Origin of the sequence: Microcoleus sp. FACHB-831 (genome assembly GCF_014695585.1) — a bacterium.
Lineage (GTDB): Bacteria > Cyanobacteriota > Cyanobacteriia > Cyanobacteriales > FACHB-T130 > FACHB-831.
Genome location: NZ_JACJON010000075.1, coordinates 133,418 through 151,692 on the forward strand (window position 1 = coordinate 133,418; position 18,275 = coordinate 151,692).

The 18,275-nt window shown below is 46.9% G+C and carries 16 protein-coding genes; 5 read left to right on the plus strand and 11 right to left on the minus strand.

Annotation, left to right across the window (positions count from 1 at the left end; translation table 11 throughout):
* Positions 1 to 24: 24 nt before the first annotated feature.
* From H6F77_RS24045 to H6F77_RS24055, 3 genes are all read right to left on the minus strand, one after another.
* Positions 25 to 936: an ABC transporter permease gene (locus H6F77_RS24045; protein WP_190491434.1), complete on the minus strand. Its 912-nt coding sequence runs from the start codon at positions 934 to 936 to the stop codon at positions 25 to 27.
* Between the two features lie 135 nt (positions 937 to 1,071).
* Positions 1,072 to 2,232 carry a polyamine ABC transporter substrate-binding protein gene (locus H6F77_RS24050; RefSeq protein WP_190491435.1) on the minus strand — a complete coding sequence of 387 codons (1,161 nt, stop codon included), beginning with the start codon at positions 2,230 to 2,232 and terminating at the stop codon, positions 1,072 to 1,074.
* A gap of 549 nt (positions 2,233 to 2,781) precedes the next feature.
* Positions 2,782 to 3,912: an ABC transporter ATP-binding protein gene (locus tag H6F77_RS24055; RefSeq protein WP_190491436.1), complete on the minus strand. Its 1,131-nt coding sequence runs from the start codon at positions 3,910 to 3,912 to the stop codon at positions 2,782 to 2,784.
* Between the two features lie 257 nt (positions 3,913 to 4,169).
* Between H6F77_RS24055 and mrdA the strand changes: the two genes are divergently transcribed.
* Positions 4,170 to 5,984, plus strand: coding sequence for a penicillin-binding protein 2 (gene mrdA, locus H6F77_RS24060; protein WP_190491437.1), 1,815 nt, complete (start codon positions 4,170 to 4,172; stop codon positions 5,982 to 5,984).
* A gap of 159 nt (positions 5,985 to 6,143) precedes the next feature.
* Here mrdA and purU read toward each other — a convergent pair whose 3' ends face one another.
* The 5 genes from purU to H6F77_RS24085 all read right to left on the minus strand — a co-directional run bounded on the left by purU (position 6,144) and on the right by H6F77_RS24085 (position 11,872).
* A complete protein-coding gene (purU, locus tag H6F77_RS24065) occupies positions 6,144 to 6,998 on the minus strand; it encodes a formyltetrahydrofolate deformylase (RefSeq protein ID WP_190491438.1) in 855 nt (284 codons plus the stop codon).
* 2 nt (positions 6,999 to 7,000) lie between these two features.
* Positions 7,001 to 7,918: a DUF4340 domain-containing protein gene (locus tag H6F77_RS24070; protein WP_190491439.1), complete on the minus strand. Its 918-nt coding sequence runs from the start codon at positions 7,916 to 7,918 to the stop codon at positions 7,001 to 7,003.
* Between the two features lie 37 nt (positions 7,919 to 7,955).
* On the minus strand, positions 7,956 to 9,683 hold the full coding sequence (locus H6F77_RS24075; protein WP_190491440.1) for a GldG family protein: 1,728 nt from the start codon (positions 9,681 to 9,683) through the stop codon (positions 7,956 to 7,958).
* Positions 9,684 to 9,717: 34 nt separating this feature from the next.
* Positions 9,718 to 10,527: an ABC transporter permease gene (locus H6F77_RS24080; protein ID WP_190491441.1), complete on the minus strand. Its 810-nt coding sequence runs from the start codon at positions 10,525 to 10,527 to the stop codon at positions 9,718 to 9,720.
* A 301-nt stretch (positions 10,528 to 10,828) separates the two neighbouring features.
* On the minus strand, positions 10,829 to 11,872 hold the full coding sequence (locus tag H6F77_RS24085) for an ABC transporter ATP-binding protein (RefSeq protein ID WP_190491442.1): 1,044 nt from the start codon (positions 11,870 to 11,872) through the stop codon (positions 10,829 to 10,831).
* Positions 11,873 to 12,129: 257 nt separating this feature from the next.
* On the opposite strand from H6F77_RS24085, the gene H6F77_RS24090 reads away from it, so the two are divergent.
* Positions 12,130 to 14,223 carry an S-layer homology domain-containing protein gene (locus H6F77_RS24090; RefSeq protein WP_190491443.1) on the plus strand — a complete coding sequence of 698 codons (2,094 nt, stop codon included), beginning with the start codon at positions 12,130 to 12,132 and terminating at the stop codon, positions 14,221 to 14,223.
* A 6-nt stretch (positions 14,224 to 14,229) separates the two neighbouring features.
* The gene (locus H6F77_RS24095) at positions 14,230 to 15,018 is read left to right on the plus strand and encodes a hypothetical protein (protein ID WP_190491444.1); all 789 of its coding nucleotides are present in this window, start codon (positions 14,230 to 14,232) and stop codon (positions 15,016 to 15,018) included.
* Positions 15,019 to 15,215: 197 nt separating this feature from the next.
* Here the strand turns inward: H6F77_RS24095 and H6F77_RS24100 are convergent, their stop codons facing one another.
* A complete protein-coding gene (locus H6F77_RS24100) occupies positions 15,216 to 15,776 on the minus strand; it encodes a phycobiliprotein lyase (protein ID WP_190491518.1) in 561 nt (186 codons plus the stop codon).
* A gap of 153 nt (positions 15,777 to 15,929) precedes the next feature.
* Between H6F77_RS24100 and H6F77_RS28665 the strand changes: the two genes are divergently transcribed.
* Positions 15,930 to 16,463 (plus strand): calcium-binding protein, encoded by a 534-nt coding sequence (locus tag H6F77_RS28665; protein WP_190491445.1) that lies wholly within the window; start codon positions 15,930 to 15,932, stop codon positions 16,461 to 16,463.
* 119 nt (positions 16,464 to 16,582) lie between these two features.
* On the opposite strand, the gene H6F77_RS24110 is transcribed toward H6F77_RS28665, so the two are convergent.
* Positions 16,583 to 17,260 (minus strand): HEAT repeat domain-containing protein, encoded by a 678-nt coding sequence (locus H6F77_RS24110; protein ID WP_190491446.1) that lies wholly within the window; start codon positions 17,258 to 17,260, stop codon positions 16,583 to 16,585.
* Positions 17,261 to 17,361: 101 nt separating this feature from the next.
* Between H6F77_RS24110 and H6F77_RS24115 the strand changes: the two genes are divergently transcribed.
* Entirely contained in the window at positions 17,362 to 17,580 is a 219-nt protein-coding gene (locus H6F77_RS24115) for a hypothetical protein (RefSeq protein ID WP_190491447.1), read from the plus strand.
* A 55-nt stretch (positions 17,581 to 17,635) separates the two neighbouring features.
* Here the strand turns inward: H6F77_RS24115 and H6F77_RS24120 are convergent, their stop codons facing one another.
* Positions 17,636 to 18,235, minus strand: a complete 600-nt coding sequence (locus H6F77_RS24120; RefSeq protein ID WP_190491448.1) for a methyltransferase domain-containing protein — start codon at positions 18,233 to 18,235, stop codon at positions 17,636 to 17,638.
* Between the last annotated feature and the right edge of the window lie 40 nt (positions 18,236 to 18,275).

Genomic DNA, 18,275 nt, shown 5'->3' on the forward strand with positions numbered 1-18,275 from the left:
TTAGCTAAGGTGCGATATAACTCTTTAAGGTTTGGTTGTATTATCGCCGTATTTAATTAAAAGCGCGATCGCAATACTCACGGCCATTATTAACACCATACTCAAAGCCGAACCAAAGCCCCAATTTTGAGTTGCCCCCAAAAACTGGTTATAAATCATGCGGGATACTGTCATGCTTTGCGCTCCGCCCAGTAATTCTGGATCGACAAAATCCCCTAAAGTATTAATAAAAACTAGCAAACACCCAGCAGCAATTCCCGGCAATGTTTGGGGGACAGTTACTTTCCAGAAACTTTGAATCGGATTAGCACCCAAATCGGCTGATGCCTCAAGTAAACGCTTATCAAGTTTTTCTATAGAGGCGTATAAAATTAACACCATATAGGGAAGATAACTGTAGCCCATGCCGATAAAAACGGCTGGCCAGTCGTTGAGTAAATCTAAAGCAGGCAATCCTATACTTGTCAGTAAAGTGTTGAGGACGCCAGTTCGCCGCAAAATTGTCACCCAGGCGTAAGAACGCAGGAGGGATGATGTCCACAAAGGCAACACAAACCCCAACAGCAGCAAATTACGCCACTTCTGGGGTGCCATTTGACCAATCCAGTAAGCGACGGGGAATCCTAGAAGCAGAGAAACCAGCATAGTGCCAAAGGCGAAGAAAAGCGATCGCTTTATCACCTGTAAATATATTGGCTGGAATACTTGGGCGTAGTTCTCAAATCCACTGGGATTGACGATATCTCCCGGTCGAATATTTGGCACCAAACTCAGCTCAAAAATCACCAAGGTCGGTAGCACCAACAACAGTATCAACCAGATACCAGCTGGGCCAAGCAACGCTACAGGTTCCAACAACTTTGACCACGCCAGACGCTTGCTGGTATCTGGCTGGGAGTTTGGAGAGGGGGGTGAGGATTTGCTAGACAAAACCACAATTAAAAAATTTTTGAATTTTAAGTTTTTAGCTTTGAGTTATTAGTTGGGCATCTGAAGAAGAGATTTGAGGTTTGAGTTATTAATTAAAAACTAATTACTAACTCAAAACTCTTTCCCATTCCCAGTTACTAACTACGTTCTCAATTGAGTCCAATATCTGTCATAAACTTCAGCAACTTTACCAATTTGGGCAACACTTTCACATTTTTGCAGCACTTCTTCTGGCGGAAACAGGCCGAGATTGTTGCGTACTGGGGGGGGTAATTCGTTGAAAGCAGCTTGATTTGGGGTCGCAAACTTTAATCGTTCGCATATTTGCGCTGCTACATCTGGCTGCAACAAAAAATTAATCCAAGCATAAGCACCATCAGGGTTGCGTGCTGTTTTAGGAATTACCAGCGTATCCGTCCACACCGAAGAACCACTGCGGGGAATAACATACTGTAATTTATTGTTTTCTTGGACAACTTTAATAGCATCTGATGAGTAAGACATGGCGAGCAGTAAATCTCCTGCTACGATTAGAGGTTGCCATGCGTCGGTAGTAAAATTGGCGATCGCAGGTTTCAGAAGCGATAACTTTTCATAAGCCTGCCTGAGTTGTTGGGGATCGGTGGAGTTGTAAGAATACCCCAAACTTTTTAACGTTGCCCCCATCACTTCTCTGACATCATCAAGCAAAGTCATCCGCCCCGATAGTTGCTTCTGATATTCCCAAAGGTAATTCCAATCCTCTGGTGGTGGTGAGAGCTTTTCGCTGTTGAAAATCAAAACAGTTGTTCCCCAGGCCGTTGGTATGCTGTGGCGCAGATCTGGGTCAGCAGTAGGGTTCTGGAACCGGGGAAAGAGATTTTTTAGACCGTTAAGGCGAGAATGATCTAATTCAGCCAGCAGATCCAGCTCCACCATTCTGCTCACAGTATAGTCAGAGGGGTAGATGATGCTGTAGTCCCCGCCTCCAGACGCTTGAATTTTGGCTAGCATCTCGTCATTAGAACCATATACGTCCGCACGCACCTTAATGCCAGTCTCAGCGGTAAACCGCTTTAGCAAAGCATCATCTGTGTAGCCCGCCCAAGTGTAAATGTCCAAGGACTTTGGATCGCCACTGCCGCTTCGGTTCGGTGTTGCTTTCACTTCGGCAAGCTTCCAGCCGCAACTAGACAATGCCATGCAAGATAGCGCTGCTGCTGAGGTTTGTAAGAAACTACGCCTACCCTTGGATGTAGGATTTTGGTGGGTGGGCTTGAACAAAGGGAGATAGGGTGGGTTGGATTTTGGATTAATCGGCATTCCTCTAACTTCTAGCCCAAAGCCTGGGGCATTTTGGATTTTTGATGGGTGGATAGTTGGATTAATAGGTTGCTTGCCAGTTGTAATAGCCTCTGGGTCGCCTGTATAACCAAATCCAAAATCGGCAATCTAAAATCTAAAATTTTCTAGTCCCTAGTTAACAGTATCGTACTGATTGCTTTAACGGGAGGGGTTCGCCCGTTTCGGCGTGGGTGTTTTGACAGGTAAGCATGTAAGGACGAAGCAGAAGAGTTTTTTATGGGTAGCCAGGTGATACCATTTTGGATTTTGGATTTTGGATTGGAAACGCCGATGCCTGTAGGAAATTTCAGCTCTTCAAATGTAGCCAGATTAAAGCCAAATGGTATGAGTTAATCGATTTGTGGACTACAAGAGGGCAAATCAGGAATAATTCTCTGGATAGCCGTAAGTCACAAGATTGGCGTATTCCTGTCAACTCAACGCCGGAAATCCTCGCCACGAATTGATATAAAAGTGGCGATCGCTCTTTGAGGGCGAGATTTTAACTGGTGTAAAAACCATAAAAATCTATTCCCGCAAAGCCAGACAATCTATTGCTGCCCAGTGGGCGTATATTGGGGTGTTGAGATCTGGCAAGCTACCAACAGTGTTTGGCTGGCGAACTGTCAAGCGATCGCCTGTTGCTAACTCCACCACATAATTAACGTGGGTTCCTAAGTACATTACGTGCGCCAAACGCCCTTCAAAAGTGTTAGTCTCGACGGTGGGCGCATAAAGGCTGAGGTGGATTTTCTCAGGTCGCACGCTTACGACAACCTCCGTGCCTTTCCCACCAAGATCGACACTATCTATTGGCTGCACGAAAAGTTTTAGCCCGTTGCCCGTGACAATCTGGATACTGGTACTGTCAGACGATTCGATTCGCCCTTGAAATAAATTCGTATCGCCAATGAAATCAGCCACAAATGGCGTCTTGGGACGTTCGTAAATTTCGGTAGGCGTACCGATTTGCTCGATTTTGCCACCCCGCATTACCGCAATCCGATCGGAAAGGCTCAGGGCTTCTTCTTGGTCGTGAGTGACCATAACAAAGGTCAAGCCCAAGTCTTGATGCAAATTGGACAGTTCCACTTGCATTTCTTTACGGAGTTTTAAATCCAATGCTCCCAAGGGTTCATCTAGCAAAACCACAGCGGGACGATTTACCAACGCTCGTGCCAAAGCTACCCTTTGCTGCTGTCCCCCAGACATCTGGTTGGGAAACCTATTGGCGAAGGATTCCATTTTTACCAGCTTTAGGGCTTCTTTTACCCTAGCTTCAATTTCTGCCCCAGACAGCTTCTTAATCCGCAGGCCAAAGGCGATATTCTCCCAGACACTTAAGTGCTTAAACAGAGCATAGCTCTGAAAGACGGTGTTCACAGGACGGCGGTAGGGGGGGACGTTGTTCATAGACTGTCCCTGAATCAGCACCTCGCCAGCCGATGGCATATCAAACCCAGCCATTAAGCGCAGGGTTGTAGTTTTTCCACAGCCAGAAGGCCCAAGTATACTAAAGAATTCTCCACGATGGATGTCCAAGTCAACACCACGAACAGCGGTTTCTCCATTGAAAACCTTGAAAACCTTGCGGAGTTCAACATCCAGGTGAGTAGCTGTATCCGGAGAAGAGAGTTTTTGCACAGAAGTTTGAGACATAGTGACCATTCCCGGCGGCGATGCCCCACATAGTTAGATAGTTTTGTAGGTTAGGGGGAACCCCTCCATACAGATTTTTTAGTTATGTGAGTGCTAGTTCTAGAGTAGTTTGCTCTCGCGTTATCGTACTTGGGTTTATTTTATCCGGCCTGCAACTCGGGGTCGCGTTGTGATGACGTGCAAAATACAGGCGGTACACTATTTACAAATCGCTTGTAATTTTTTGTTTCAATCCAAAAAGCTGATTATTTCTTGCTATGACTTTGGTTAATTCTTCCTCTAGCGTTCGTCAACCTAATTCTCGCACTGTTGGACGCAGTTACCAGTCGATTCTGATCATGCTGGGCATTACCGTCCTCATGCTGGGTGGTATTGGCTCGCGTCTGGCTTATCTGCAACTGGTGCAGGGCGAGAGCAGTATCAAGCTAGCTGATAAAAACCGCATTCGCACAATTCGCAAACTGCCAGTGCGGGGTAATATTTTCGACCGCAAGGGCAGACTTTTGGCCAGCAGCAAGTTATCCCACTCTGTCTTTTTATGGCCAGTGGCTCGCAAAAAGGAAGATTGGCCAGCGACGATCCAACAACTTGCGCCAATTTTGAACATGTCGGAAGCTGAGATTAAAGAACGCCTGGAAGAGGCAGGCTATGGCTATCGAGAGCCGTTGCGGATTGCGCGTGGTATTACTCCAGAACAGATAACAGCGTTGGCAGAACACAAAACCGAGCTGGAGGGGGTGGAGGTTGATATTGAACCCGTGCGGAACTATCCTAACGGAGAGATTGGCTCTCACGTTCTAGGGTACACGGGCGAGATGAGCGATCGCGAACTCACTAAGCGCAAAGATGAGAACTATCGCTTAGGCGATGTGGTTGGCAAGATGGGGGTTGAATCGGCTTTTGAGCAAAACCTGCGGGGAGAATGGGGGGGTCAGCAGTTTGAGGTAGATGGCAAAGGGCAAGTGATACGCTTTTTGGGTCAAAAAGCAGCGAGGGCGGGGAAGGATGTACATTTAACTTTAGATTTGGAGTTGCAGAAGACGGCTGAAAAGGCGCTTGGCAATCGCAGGGGCGCGATCGTGGCCATAGACCCCAACAACGGTGCTATCTTAGCCCTTGCCAGCCGTCCCGGCTTCGACCCGAATATCTTCTCTACTCGGATCAAACCACAGACCTGGAAGGAACTGCAAAAAAAGGATCACCCCTTTGTTAACCGCGCCCTGCGGGTCTTTCCACCTGCGAGTACGTTCAAAATTGTCACAACTACTGCTGCTCTTGAATCTGGTAAGTTTTCTCCCCATACCGTGTTGCAAACTTATGGTTCGCTAACTATCGGCGGGGTGCGGTTTGGAGAATGGAACCATGCTGGATTTGGCCCGTTAGGATTTGTGGGTGGGCTTGCTATGAGTAGCGATACCTTTTTCTATCAAATTGCCAAGGGAATTGGTGGGCCAACCCTGATTGACTGGACTAGGCGCTATGGCTTTGGCAAAAAAACGGGTATTGAGTTGACGAGCGAAGAATCCGCTGGTTTGGTCGCCGATGATGCCTGGAAGCGGAAGAGGATGAAGCAAGAGTGGACGATAGGGGACACGGTAAATATGTCAATTGGTCAGGGATTTCTCCAGACCAGTCCGCTACAAGTGGCGGTGATGTTTGCCGTACCTGCTAATGGTGGCTATCTGGTTAAGCCGCACTTGCTCAAGGATGATGAAGACTCTAAAAAATGGCGAGAGTCTTTGAATCTCAAGCCAGAGACTATTCGCATCCTGCGCCAAGGTTTGCGGACTGTGGTAACTGGCGGTACTGGTAAAGTGATGAGTTCGCCAACTATACCGCCTGCGGCTGGTAAAAGCGGTACGGCTGAGGCTCCTCCGGGAGAGTCTCACGTTTGGTTTGGTAGCTATGCGCCTCATGATAAACCGGAGATTGTGGTAGTGGCTTTTGGCGAACACTTGGGCGGCGGTGGCGGTAAGGTGGCGGCACCTATGGTGTTACAGGTAATAGAGACTTATTTTAATAGTAAGAAGTCTGGAAAGCCTGATGCCAAGAAGTCAGTAAAGAGAATTTAGTTAAATTGAGTATTCGTTGTTGGTTGTTCGTGGTTCATCGCCAGCAAAAATCAACAACGAATGCTAACAAGTAGCTAAATATTGGGGGCGATCGCGTTTGCCTTCTGGCGTTAGTCAGATTTGACTTAGAGGGCGGTTAACTCTCTCAATAGCGATCGCTTACTCAAATACTACTGTCCGATTTCCATAAACTAAGACGCGATTTTGTAAGTGCGATCGCACTGCTCTCGCTAACACTACTCTCTCTAAATCTTTCCCCTTCCTTACCAAATCTTCTACGTCATCCCGGTGACTTACCCTCACCACATCCTGCTCGATAATTGGCCCTGCATCCAATTCCGCTGTAACATAGTGAGCAGTTGCACCAATAATTTTTACTCCTCTTTCGTAAGCTTTGTGATACGGATTTGCCCCCACAAATGCAGGTAAAAATGAATGGTGAATATTTATAACTCGCGAAAATTTTGATACAAAATCATCGCTGACAATTTGCATATACTTCGCCAGCACAACTAAATCAATTTTGTACTGTTGCAGCAATTCTAATTGCTTCGCTTCCTGCTCTACTTTATTCTCTTTATTAATAGTAATGTGATGATATTCGATGCCAAATTGAGCGGCGACATCTTTTAAATCTGGATGGTTACTGATAATTAGCGGAATTTCAGCAGCAAATTCTTTTGCTCTGTGTCGCCAAATTAGGTCAAACAAACAATGATCTTGTTTGCTCACCCAAATTGCCATTCGGGGTACTGTGTCGGAAAAGTGCAATTCCCACTTAGCTTGCAAAGGTTGAGCGATCGCATTAAATGCTGGAGCAATATACTCTCGTGGTAAATTAAAATCTTCTAACTGCCATTCAATGCGCGTGAGAAACAACCCAGCGGCAAAATCCGTGTGCTGATCGGCATGAATAATATTGCCCCCATTAGAGTAAATAAAGTTGGCAATTTTTGCTACTAATCCCCGCTGATCTGGACAAGAAACTAGCAGCGTTGCAGTCGGTTTAAGCATGGTTATGGTGATGGAGTTGGACTAGCTTTATCTAATTTAGACGGCGTAGCTTTATCCGACTTAGCAGGCGATGGAGTCGGGCTAGCTTTATCTAATTTAGACGGTTTAGCTTTATCCGACTTAATAGGCGATGGAGTGGGACTCGCTTTATCCGACTTAGCAGGCGATGGAGTGGGACTCGCTTTATCTAATTTAGATGGCGTAACTTTATCCGACTTAGCAGGCGATGGAATTGGACTCGCCGGGGGTGAATTTCCTGGCGTAGCTTTACCAGACGGAGTGGGTGATGGCGAAGGACTGGCGGTGGGTGATGGCGAAGTTATTGAGGTATCGGGAACTTCTTCTTTAACTTGTTTCCATTCTGATAAAGGGCGCTTCACAGCATTCTCAAAATCTATCGGAACTAAAAGCACGTCTAGTTTTTGAGGCGCGATCGCGGGTGGATTCGTCTGAGCATAATAGAAACTGCGGTTGAAGTTAGGCTTACCCAAAACTAGCTTATAATTTTGCTGATTTTTCAGCGATACTTCTACAGTAGCTAGAGGTTTGTCTAGACCATATTCCTGAATTTGATTAGCAGGAACAGAAAGAGTGCGATCGCTCTTTCCCTTCGCCAGTAAATCCAGCAAATAAGACACTACTGCATCGCTAGCTGGTTCGTCACTTGGCTCCTTCATTTGCCATCGAGACAGCTTCGACTTATCAGCAGCTTTCCCATCAGCACGCTCAAATCTTAACGTCGTCTCCTCGCTTCTAACTATCAAAGATTGAATCTGATCTTCTTCAAAAGAAAAGATTTTATTCTGCTTAGCTTGCGCCGCTTCGCGTTGAGCAGCACCCTGAATCTCATAGAAATAAACGAAACCACCCAAACCCAGTGCCAAAAGTATCAGAATTAGAGTTGTTCGCTGCAATTTCATAATCGACAGAAGATTTGATTTGAGATTCTAACCAAAATTAACGCCGACGCCACCACGTAACCAAAGCTGTAATAAAGCCAACCAAGGGCATGATAATCAGAGCAGTCCAAGCGAGGCTTCTTGATTGCTGAACTGACATATTGATGCGGCGATTTTTTACTTCCTTGGGGCGGATAGAAAGAACCTGCTCATCCCGTTTGCTCAACCAGGAGATGGAGTTAATAAACACATCTCCATTTAGCTGTTTGTCAAATAGATTATCAGTAGCAAAGTCAGAATTGCCCAAGACTACCAAGCGCGACACGGGTAGTTTCTGGTTAGGATTTGCAAGTGTTGGTGTCGGGGATGGCGTTGGTGCAGCCGTCGGACTAGCACTAGGCGACGAAGGGGGTAAACTGCTGGGCGTCGGTGTCGGAGAGGGCGATGCTGCTGTTGTAGGCGAGGCGGAAGGGCTGCTTGTTGGCGACGGCGTGGGTTCTAAAGACGCAGTTTGGGGGGGATACGTGCGGCTGAGGGCGACACCTATAGCAAGAGGCCCTTGGCGATCGCTTTGTGGATTAAACTCCAGCGGTGTCTTGTCTGGGTTGCTCTCCCCCCAACTCTGGTCGCTGGTAATCAGCAAAGGTGATTGATCGATACCAGTTATCGGCGTCACATCCACTGGTCGCGCTAGGGGATAGAAGGAAAATCCCTCAACAAAATCTTTAGTTATTGGATGCTGACCGTAGCGGGTCACTAGGGGAGTCACTGGCCCCAAATCGAAATTGCGATCGTTATCAGAAGCGTCAACAATTAGACGATTATCCAGCTTCACGCCCCATTCTTGCAGCAGGGTGTCCAGTCCGGGATTTATATTTGGATCTACCATCAGTAGCACGCTACCGCCGCGCTGGAGATAATCCCTAATAGCGGAAACTTCTGCCTCAAATAAAGCCCGTTTAGGCCCAGCGATGACGATAGCTGCTGCATTTAGGGGAATTTCCAGGCGTTCGTCCAGCTTTAGCGGTTGAACGATGTAATTTTTTTCCTTTAGCGCCGCCAACGCCTGAGATATTCCACCTTGGACAGCTTCGAGGGGATGTTCGCCGTGTCCTTGGAGGAAGTATATGTTGTCAGTGCGATCGCTGAGTATTTTTCCTATTTCCAGAGTTAACTTTGCCTCAGATATGCGATCGCCTGGGTTCACCACTTGCACTAGCGGTCGCTTCTCGCCAGATTCTAGATAAACTTCACCTGCATTTGACGCGCCAACGCCAAACTTTTGTGCCAGCGTGGGGTTTGCATCTGGGTCAACAAACTCAAAACTAAATTGGGAATTATATTTGCGGTAATTTTCTAGCAATTCGCGATTGGCTGGGTCTTGGTTGCGGTCAAATACCAAAACTTTAACGGGCTGCTGTAAAGTCCGCACTAGCTGTTGCGTTTCCGGCGCAAGCGTATACAGTTGATTTTCAGTGAAGTCAACGCGGACTGTATAGCGAGTTGCCAGAAAGTTAACTAGAGCCAAAATTACCACAACTGAGAGGCTGGCGATCGCGGCATTAGTCCCCACAGATGTAGACCGCTTTCCCCAAAATCCATTTGACGAACTGACTACATATACCAGCCACAACCCAATTATTACTAACCCGCTAATCAGCAACCCCAAGGTTATAGCATTCCAAATGCCAGAGATAAACCCAGCGGTTAAACCCATTATGGTTAGTATTGGGCCTAGCCAAAACAGATTTGTTAAATATTTCCAATTATTCTTGATTTGTTTCATAGTTCATCTTTTATCGTTCCCCATTCCCCAATATTTAAGAACGCTGAAAGCGCAACGCATCAATTGATTGAGCAGTTAGGAACACGCCTAAAAATATATAACTGGCCAATACAATCAGGCTGCTCGTATCCACAACGCCTAGCACCAAGTTATTGTAGTGTTTCAGCAAAGATAGATGCCCTAAAGCATCTCCCAAAAAGCCGCCTATATTTTTTCCCACTAAATCGATTACCCAGAGAAACAACATTAGCGCGAAGGTGAAAACCGCCGCGATAATCGAACTTTCGGTGAGTGAAGAGATAAACATTCCCAGCGATAAAACAGCCGCCGCCAGTAAAATTAAGGCCAGATGACCCAATAAGGGCACTTCCGGGCGGATGGGTGGAGTTGATGCACTAAACGCGATCGCTTCATACGCTAGCAACGGCACTATCATTGTGATAAAAAACGTCAGCACTCCCAATAATTTACCCACAGCTACCGCCCAGTTGGTAACTGGCGATGTCGCTAATAATTCCAAAGTCCCCCGCTTGCGTTCCTCGGAATAAAGCCCCATCGATAAAATTGGCAGCACGAACAAAGCCAGCGTTCCCATTACGCCTAAAAATATTTGTAGGAACACGTAAGGGACATCAAAAGACTGTGTTTCCCCGCTTGGTTGTCCTTGGACATCGCTGAAAGCTGCTTGCTGAATTAGGCCATCCTGTCCTAATAGAATTGCCACAAAAAAGTATCCAGATAAGAGCCAGAAAACTCCAGCCACCACATATGCTAATGGCGAAGCAAAATAACCCTGTAATTCCTTGCGGTAAATCGCCACAATGTTACTAATCGCAATTAACATTTATATTTTTCTCCTAACTTTGATAACGATATAAATCGGTCTATATACAAATTTACTAACTGTCAAATGCAACTTATAACAGCTTTCCTTCCTAACTTACAAACTCACTAAAGCGGAGTTTATACAATTTCTTTAACTGCAAAACCCAACTTTTAATCAGCTAGACATAAATAAACTAAAAAAATCTAACCCCAAAAAACCTTTCCCTACAAGTGAAGGAGACAAAGTTCTCCCTTTGCCTTGCAGTAGAGGGTTTGGGGGTGAGATCAATATTTTATGTTTAATTATGTCCATCTAATCATCAGCTATCAACTTTTTGTTCGTTATTGTCTGTTGTATCTACGGGAATTTCTGTTCCCCCAAATCCCTGGCCGGGAAGCGCTAATGGCTCCGGTATCTTTTCTTCGGTTGTCAGTTCTAAAAACACATCCTCAAGGCTAGCCTTAGTGCGTCGCATTTCATACAATACCAATCCTGCGCCAACTAATACAGCCGAAATATCGCGTCCCGGTTCCGCACCAGGTTCGGAGATGACGCGGATCTGACATCTATTATTTTCGGATAAATCTGACGCTTCTCCAATTGGTTCTACCAGTCGCACTCCTGGCAAAATCTTGATCAACTGTTGCACTTGTTCGATGTCTCCCTCTACATCTATTTCATAACCCGAACCACCAGCTAACTGCGCCATCAAGTTTTCTATGGTGTTCGTCGCCACAACCTTGCCACGATTGATAATTGCTACGCGGTTACAGGTCATGCTGACTTCTGGCAAAATATGGGTCGAGAGGATGATGGTGTGAGTACCAGCGAGGCTTTTAATTAAGTTGCGTACTTCTATGATTTGCCTGGGGTCAAGGCCAATGGTGGGTTCATCTAAAATGATCGCGGGTGGGTCGTGGACTATTGCTTGAGCAATGCCAACTCGCTGTTTATATCCTTTAGACAGCTTGCGGATTATTACTTTGCGCTTGTCTGTTATATTGCAGCGCTCCATTGCATCGTTTACCCTAGATTTGCGATCGCGCCCTTTAACTCCCTTGATCTGCGCCACAAAATCCAAAAATCCCTCAACGGTCATGTCTGGATATAAAGGCGGTATCTCTGGTAAATACCCAATCCGCCGCCTCACTTCCATCGAATTTTCATGCACGTCATACCCGGCAATTCTCGCCGTTCCCCTGGTGGCGGGTAAATACCCCGCCAATATCCGCATGGTTGTTGTTTTACCAGCTCCGTTGGGGCCGAGGAATCCCACAATTTCCCCTGGCTCTACAGAGAATGTAACATCCTCAATGGCTGGCGTGGAGCCATAAATTTTGCTTAAATTCTCAACTTCAATCATAAGAGGCGCTTGCGCTAGGGGAAGAGAGGAACTAAAAATTAGCGACTAGATAGGGCTATTAATCAGCTTTGCAGCTTGACAGACAATATCAGAATATTAAACTAATAGCCGTTATCCTGTTCCTTAAGCCTGTTCGTGGTTCATGCCTAATGGGTAATGGGACATGGGCGTGGGGTAGAAAAAAGAATCAAACTGATGATCTCCAATACCCAATTCCCAATTACTCATTACCTAAGACAATTAGCCCAGAAGCAAATATGGCTCCATCAACCTTATATGTCAACGCAACAACTGGCAAGGATAGTGGCACAGGCACTCAATCTGCCCCATTGAAGACGATTGCTAGGGCGCTGCAACTAATTACCTCTGGAACTAGAATTCAACTGGCTGCTGGCACTTACAGCACCGCCAGCGGTGAGGTGTTTCCCCTGGTTATTCCTGCTGGCGTTGTGGTGGTGGGCAATGAAAGCACTAAAGGCAAGGGGATTGCGATCGCAGGTGGTGGAGCATACGCCAGTCCCACTCTTGGCAACCAAAATATCGCTCTGCGGTTAGATGCCAATTCCCAATTGCGCGGGGTCACAGTAACGAATTCTGCCCCACAGGGAACGGGAGTCTGGATTGAAGCGGGAAACCCTACGCTAGCTAACAATACTTTCACGGGTTGCGGTCTAGGCGGCGTTTTTGCGACGGGAACGGCAAAACCAATTATTCTTGATAATCTGTTTGTTCAAAATGACACGCGCGGTTTGTACTTGGGACGCAACGCCAAAGGCGAAGTGCGCCGAAATGTTGTAGAGAGATCCGGCAATGGCATGGCGATAAGCGATCGCTCTGCTCCCTTAATTGCTGATAACAAAATTTTTGCCAATACCGCTGGAATCGTTCTCTCTAACGATGCGCGTCCTGTTTTGCGCCGCAATCTTATAGAAAAAAACTCACAAGCTGGTTTAATTGTCAAGGATAACGCCAGACCAGCTTTGGGCAGCAACCAAGACCCCGCGGGGAACATCCTGCGCGATAATGGTTCAGTCGATTTACAAAATGCTACAAACTTTAAGCTAGTTTCCTCTGGAAATCAGCTTAATCCGGCACGAGTGCAAGGCCAGATGGAATTTGTTGCAGCTATTGTTCCCCAACGTCCTCTCGGCCCTGCACAATTTAGCGATGTTGCTGGTTATTGGGCGGAGGTGTTTATTCAGGGATTGGTTACAAGAGGTCTAATTAGTGGCTTCCCCGATGGCAGCTTTAAGCCAGAAGCTAATATTACTAGAGCTGAGTATGCGGCAATTATTGCCAAAACTTTTAAATTGCCCCCACAGGCGGGACGGACTGGGGTTTTCAAGGATGTGCCAACCAATTTTTGGGCGGCGCCAGCAATTCGCTCTTCAGCACAAATGGGGTTTATTTCTGGGTTTCCCGATGGCACGTTTCGACCGGGGCAAAATCTTACTCGCATCCAGGCGATTGTATCCTTGGTGAGCGGTTTGGGATGGAGTGGAGGAAATACTAATTTGGTGAGTATATATCGCGATCGCGCCCAAATTCCCAGCTATGCCACAAATGCCGCCGCAACCGCCACGCAAAAACGTCTGATTGTGAACTATCCCCAAGTTGACCAACTCGAACCGATGCGCGATATTACCCGCGCCTCCGTTGCAGCACTAATCTACCAAGCATTAGTCGCAACGGGACAAGCATCGGCAATTAATTCGCCCTACATTGTCAATCCCGACCCATCAGCCCCCAGTTTTACGGATATTCAGCAACACTGGTCAGAACCTTTTGTGCGCGGATTAGCAACCCAAGACTTAATCGGAGGATTTGCCGATGGTAGTTTTAAACCAGACGAGCAGTTAAATCGCGCAGCTTATGCCGCTTTGTTGGTAAAAGCCTTTAACCCGCCTCCCAAACGTCCAGCCATAGAATTCAGCGATGTCCCGCCTGATTTTTGGGCATATAAAGCGATTCAGCAAGCAACAATGGGCGGCTTTATGTCTGGATATCCCGACGGAAAATTCCGTCCAACCCAAAATCTGCTAAGACTTCAGTTGATAGTGTCCCTAGCCAATGGTTTGGGACTACCCGCCGGAGACGAAAAAATTTTAACCCGCTACGATGATTATTTGGCGATTCCCGCCTCTGTCCGCTCCAGTGTCGCTAGTGCAACACAAAAAGGAATAAATATCAACTATTCGGGTATGGAGCAAATAAATCCCACCCGCGAAGTCACAAGAGGCGAGGCAGCTGCTATGGTTTATCAGGCGTTAGTCACGGCAGGGCGATTGCCTGCCATTAAATCGCCTTATGTTGTTATTGAGCGAAGCGTTGCGAATGCGCGATCGCATTAATGTTGGATGATAGAGCAACAGTCCCAAGACTCAGCAGCCGCCTACGCAGAGGTATTGCTAGTTCACTACTCTTTTGAACTGGCAGGGTACAAAGCTGAGGAATTAATTGGCCAGTGGCTGAAAAACTATTCAGCCAGTTGGGTTCGTCTGGCTGTTATTGAGGCGCTATATCAGGGACGTTACAAATCGATTTCTGTTGAGCAAATCTTAGCCGTCTGGTCTCGACGCGGCAGAGCTTTGTATCACTTTAACCACGAATTTGAACGTCTAATTTGTCGTAAGTTTCCTCAAAATCTACTAGAAGTTTGGATGGATGATGCCACACTTCCCAAGGCCGAAACAGAAGCACGCTCCATCTCGCCCGTCCCTGCCAGCGTTCGACCCCCCTCAGAGTCAGAAATTAAAACTCACGATATTCCAGAGGTGAAACCGCAAGAAAAAGTCACCCCTCAAGAATGGCCAACTCCCACCTATGCCCTAGAAGGCCGGGAAGGGGCAAAACTCAGAACTCAAAATTACCCCCAAGTGGGGGCGGTGTCGGCTGAAACCGCTCAGAACCATTTCAAGCCTAAAGAACACCTCCCAGAGCAGCCAACTGATATCGGCAAAGCCACCGGGGCGCTAGTGCGGCAAAGTCCCGCACAAATTGTTTCTTACCAAGCGGATTGGTCGCGCTGGGATGCCAGCAAGCGCCCGATTGACCAGTTTACCCCCCCGCCAGATGCTTCTGACTTTTACCAGAAGCTTAAGTCTGTTGCCCAGCACCAAAAAGAAAAAGGGACTGGGAAAAGTTAGAAGTTTTGTCTCGACGCGATGCATCGCGTCTGAGTTTTGAGTTGGGAGTTAAAAAACTCTTCAACTGATAGCGCCTAATTTATATAGCGGTTCTCACTCGCATTCATAAAATTTAATCTAGGGGCGCAAAGCTTTGCACCCCTGCAATATTAATCGAGCCGAATTGAGAACCGCTATAACTTTTAACCGTGTTATCTTCAAACACTGGCAGCGGCATCGGTTGCCTTTGCGGGTGTCTGAGTGCCGCCCATGCGAATCTCTGAGCAGAAAGACGCCATGCTAAAGCCGCCAAATCGCTTTAAAATGCTGGTGCGTAGCCGCAGGTTTGGGCTGGCAAACCAAATGCGCTCTTCCGAGTACATGGTTTCGTAGTCGGTAATCAGGGTCATTGCATCATCGCTGCCCATTATGTACCGACCCGCAACAGAGGCTTTTTCGGCATAGCCAACGTCCCGCAGTAACTTGCCTTCGTTGGGTTTATCAGCATCTGGGATGGGGACGAGAATGGTGGAACCAGCGTGTTTTTCTTTATCCCATTCCATTGTGCCGTCCCAAGTGACGCGAGCTGCCCCCCAAGCTAAGGCTGGGTCGATTTCGTATTGCTCGCACAGCTTGATTACTTCTGGATCGTCTTTAGGGAGCATCTCAATCTTGATTTCTGACTTACCGCTTTCGGCTTGTCTAAAAGCCAGATGGTGACTGGTGCGTTGTGAAGACCAGTTGCCAGCGCTCTGCTGAAAAAACTCTTGAATATCCATCAATCAAATTATCCTGTGGCTGGGGTGTTTAGATTGCTTTCAATATCTTAAATGACCATTCGCAAGAGAGAGCCTTAGCGATCGCGTGCGATCTATAAAAAAAGAACTAATTCCTTTGTTGAGTGTCTTGCTATTTCTAGGTAAAAGTGCATCATGTCAAGAATTCACGGTACTCCCGGCAATGATTGTATAAACGCCACCCCAGGCGATGATGTTATTCTCGGCTATGCAGGCGATGATAAGCTGATCGGTCGCTGTGGGAATGACCTTATTCACGGCGGTCAAGGCAATGACACCATCGAAGGGGGAGAAGGCGACGACTCTCTGTTCGGCGAAGCTGGGGAAGATTATTTAGTAGGTGGAGCGGGACGCGATCGCTTATTCGGCGGCAACGGTAATGATATCTTGGTTGGCGGCGAAGGTAACGATCGCCTCAACGGGGGCGCTGGCAATGACCTATACGTTTACTGTCCCCGTGATGGCTTTGACATAATTGAGGACGAATCCGGAATTGATGTGCTACACCTACAGGGCATCTTTTCTGATGATGTCGAGGTCAATTTTGTCATCGGTGGTTGGCTGTGTGTATACTATCGCGGCCAGCCCATCGTTAAAATGCGGGGTTTGGAGTATATCCAAACTGAAGACGGGCGCTTTTCCGTCGTTCGATGGCTGATGGCTAGCTGAGTTATGAATGCTGAATTTAGCATTCATTATTCTGGATTGAGGATTGGGCATCTACCATCAGGTATTCCCCATTTACTATTGCCGCTAATCTCCCAGTCCCTTCACGATTGATAAATTCTTTATTGGTTGTTGCTTTCAGACAAGCGCTGGAGCGAGATGGTGGCAGCTTGAGAAACTTGGGTATGAGCGTCTTTTTCCAGATATTTTAGAGCTGAGATGCTCTTTTCGCTGGGAAGATGACCCAAAGCTTCTGCTAAACGCTGACGTACAAGCCAATCTTCTGACTGAGCAAAGCGAAGAATTTTATCGACAGATTCTATAGCTTTGATTTCTCCTAAAGCGGCGATCGCTGCCTGTTGCAACACCACTTCTTCGCAATCTAAAGCTTGAACTAAGACGTCGTAGGCGCGGATATCTTTCAAGTTGCCCAAGCTAACGGCGGCGCTGAAACGCACGAGCCAGTCTGTATCTTCGTAAAATGCCCGCGCTAGGGGTTCAAATGCTCTCCCATCAGCTAGATAACCCAATGCACCAGCAGCATCAGCACGAATGCCGTAATCTGGGTCATTTTCGAGCAATTTCACGAGAATCGCATAGCATTCATCGGTCTGTTTTATCCCCAGCGCAAAGACTGCCATTGACCGTATTTGCAGGTTTTCGTCATCTAAAACCTTTTTAATCAACGGTACTGCATCTACTGCTGGGAAGTTCCGCAGTCCGGCAAGCGCCAACATGCGATCGCGCGAGTTGCTGCTGTCTAGCTGAGTGGATATTTGATCTAGGCTCGTATGATTCATGGATTTTCCCATTCTTCTTAACAAATTTTAATATATATTCTCAGGAATCGACCTTTACGGTTAACCGAAAGGCGGTGTAGGGTGAGCTATTTTTAGGCTAGATGAGCCGATGCACGGGGGCGATCGCTATAACCGCGACAAAACTCCAAAAACTGACTTTTGAGGAGTTTCTGGCACAGTACCCAGATGGCTGTGGCATCTACGAACTTGTAAATGGGTTTGTCCAAGTAGAGTTAACCAAAGCGCATAAGAATGTAGCCAGGTTTTTACTGTTTGCCTTTAACGATCGAATCAGCCGCCGAACTAGAGCTAACTGTTGAGAGAATTGTCCAAAGCAGTCAAATCAGAAAGCTATAACAGGCTGGGATGGCAAATTCACTTGAGGCGAAAACGACCTAAATGCTCCTCACCTGCACGTTGCGGGATGGAATTAGTTACTGGTTCTAGAGAAAGAATTTCAAAATCTGCCTCAAAGTATTGGCGAATCTCACTAGGGGTGGAGCCAAAAGGAGGGCCACCCGGTCGATTGTGAGTAAAAAACAAGCCAATTATTTCTCCTTGGGGTTTTAACAACGAGCGGACTAATTGCACGTAAGATGGTCGTTGAGAGGGGAGAATAGCGCAAAAGCAAGTATGCTCTACCACATAGTCAAAATAAGTAGAAAAATCACTTATTAAATCAAAAATATTGCTTTCGACGAAACGAGCGGTACTACCGGTTTCTTTAGCCAGAGATTTTGCCTGCGCGATCGCAGAAGGGGAAAAATCAAACCCGATTGCCTCAAATCCATAGCTTGCAAACAGCAAGGCTTCATAACCGCGACCGCAACCGAGAACCGCAACGCGACCCGGTAAGGGTGCCAGCGATGACTCTAGCAAGCCGACGATGGGCGGCGCAGCAAAGCCCAAATCCCAGCGCGTTGTGAGTTCCTGATATTGTTGTTCCCAATAGTTAGAATCATTCACAGATACCATAGTTATTACCCTCCCATTGGCAGCTAGTTTATCAAGATTA

What these genes read in the sequence shown, in the direction of transcription:
- H6F77_RS24050 (WP_190491435.1), bottom strand. Translation starts at nt 2,232, where the DNA reads ATGCCGATTAATCCAAAATCCAACCCACCCTATCTCCCTTTGTTCAAG.
- H6F77_RS24055 (WP_190491436.1), bottom strand. Translation starts at nt 3,912, where the DNA reads ATGTCTCAAACTTCTGTGCAAAAACTCTCTTCTCCGGATACAGCTACT.
- mrdA (WP_190491437.1), top strand. Translation starts at nt 4,170, where the DNA reads ATGACTTTGGTTAATTCTTCCTCTAGCGTTCGTCAACCTAATTCTCGC.
- purU (WP_190491438.1), bottom strand. Translation starts at nt 6,998, where the DNA reads ATGCTTAAACCGACTGCAACGCTGCTAGTTTCTTGTCCAGATCAGCGG.
- H6F77_RS24070 (WP_190491439.1), bottom strand. Translation starts at nt 7,918, where the DNA reads ATGAAATTGCAGCGAACAACTCTAATTCTGATACTTTTGGCACTGGGT.
- H6F77_RS24075 (WP_190491440.1), bottom strand. Translation starts at nt 9,683, where the DNA reads ATGAAACAAATCAAGAATAATTGGAAATATTTAACAAATCTGTTTTGG.
- H6F77_RS24080 (WP_190491441.1), bottom strand. Translation starts at nt 10,527, where the DNA reads ATGTTAATTGCGATTAGTAACATTGTGGCGATTTACCGCAAGGAATTA.
- H6F77_RS24085 (WP_190491442.1), bottom strand. Translation starts at nt 11,872, where the DNA reads ATGATTGAAGTTGAGAATTTAAGCAAAATTTATGGCTCCACGCCAGCC.
- H6F77_RS24090 (WP_190491443.1), top strand. Translation starts at nt 12,130, where the DNA reads ATGGCTCCATCAACCTTATATGTCAACGCAACAACTGGCAAGGATAGT.
- H6F77_RS24095 (WP_190491444.1), top strand. Translation starts at nt 14,230, where the DNA reads ATGATAGAGCAACAGTCCCAAGACTCAGCAGCCGCCTACGCAGAGGTA.
- H6F77_RS24100 (WP_190491518.1), bottom strand. Translation starts at nt 15,776, where the DNA reads ATGGATATTCAAGAGTTTTTTCAGCAGAGCGCTGGCAACTGGTCTTCA.
- H6F77_RS28665 (WP_190491445.1), top strand. Translation starts at nt 15,930, where the DNA reads ATGTCAAGAATTCACGGTACTCCCGGCAATGATTGTATAAACGCCACC.
- H6F77_RS24110 (WP_190491446.1), bottom strand. Translation starts at nt 17,260, where the DNA reads ATGAATCATACGAGCCTAGATCAAATATCCACTCAGCTAGACAGCAGC.
- H6F77_RS24115 (WP_190491447.1), top strand. Translation starts at nt 17,362, where the DNA reads ATGAGCCGATGCACGGGGGCGATCGCTATAACCGCGACAAAACTCCAA.
- H6F77_RS24120 (WP_190491448.1), bottom strand. Translation starts at nt 18,235, where the DNA reads ATGGTATCTGTGAATGATTCTAACTATTGGGAACAACAATATCAGGAA.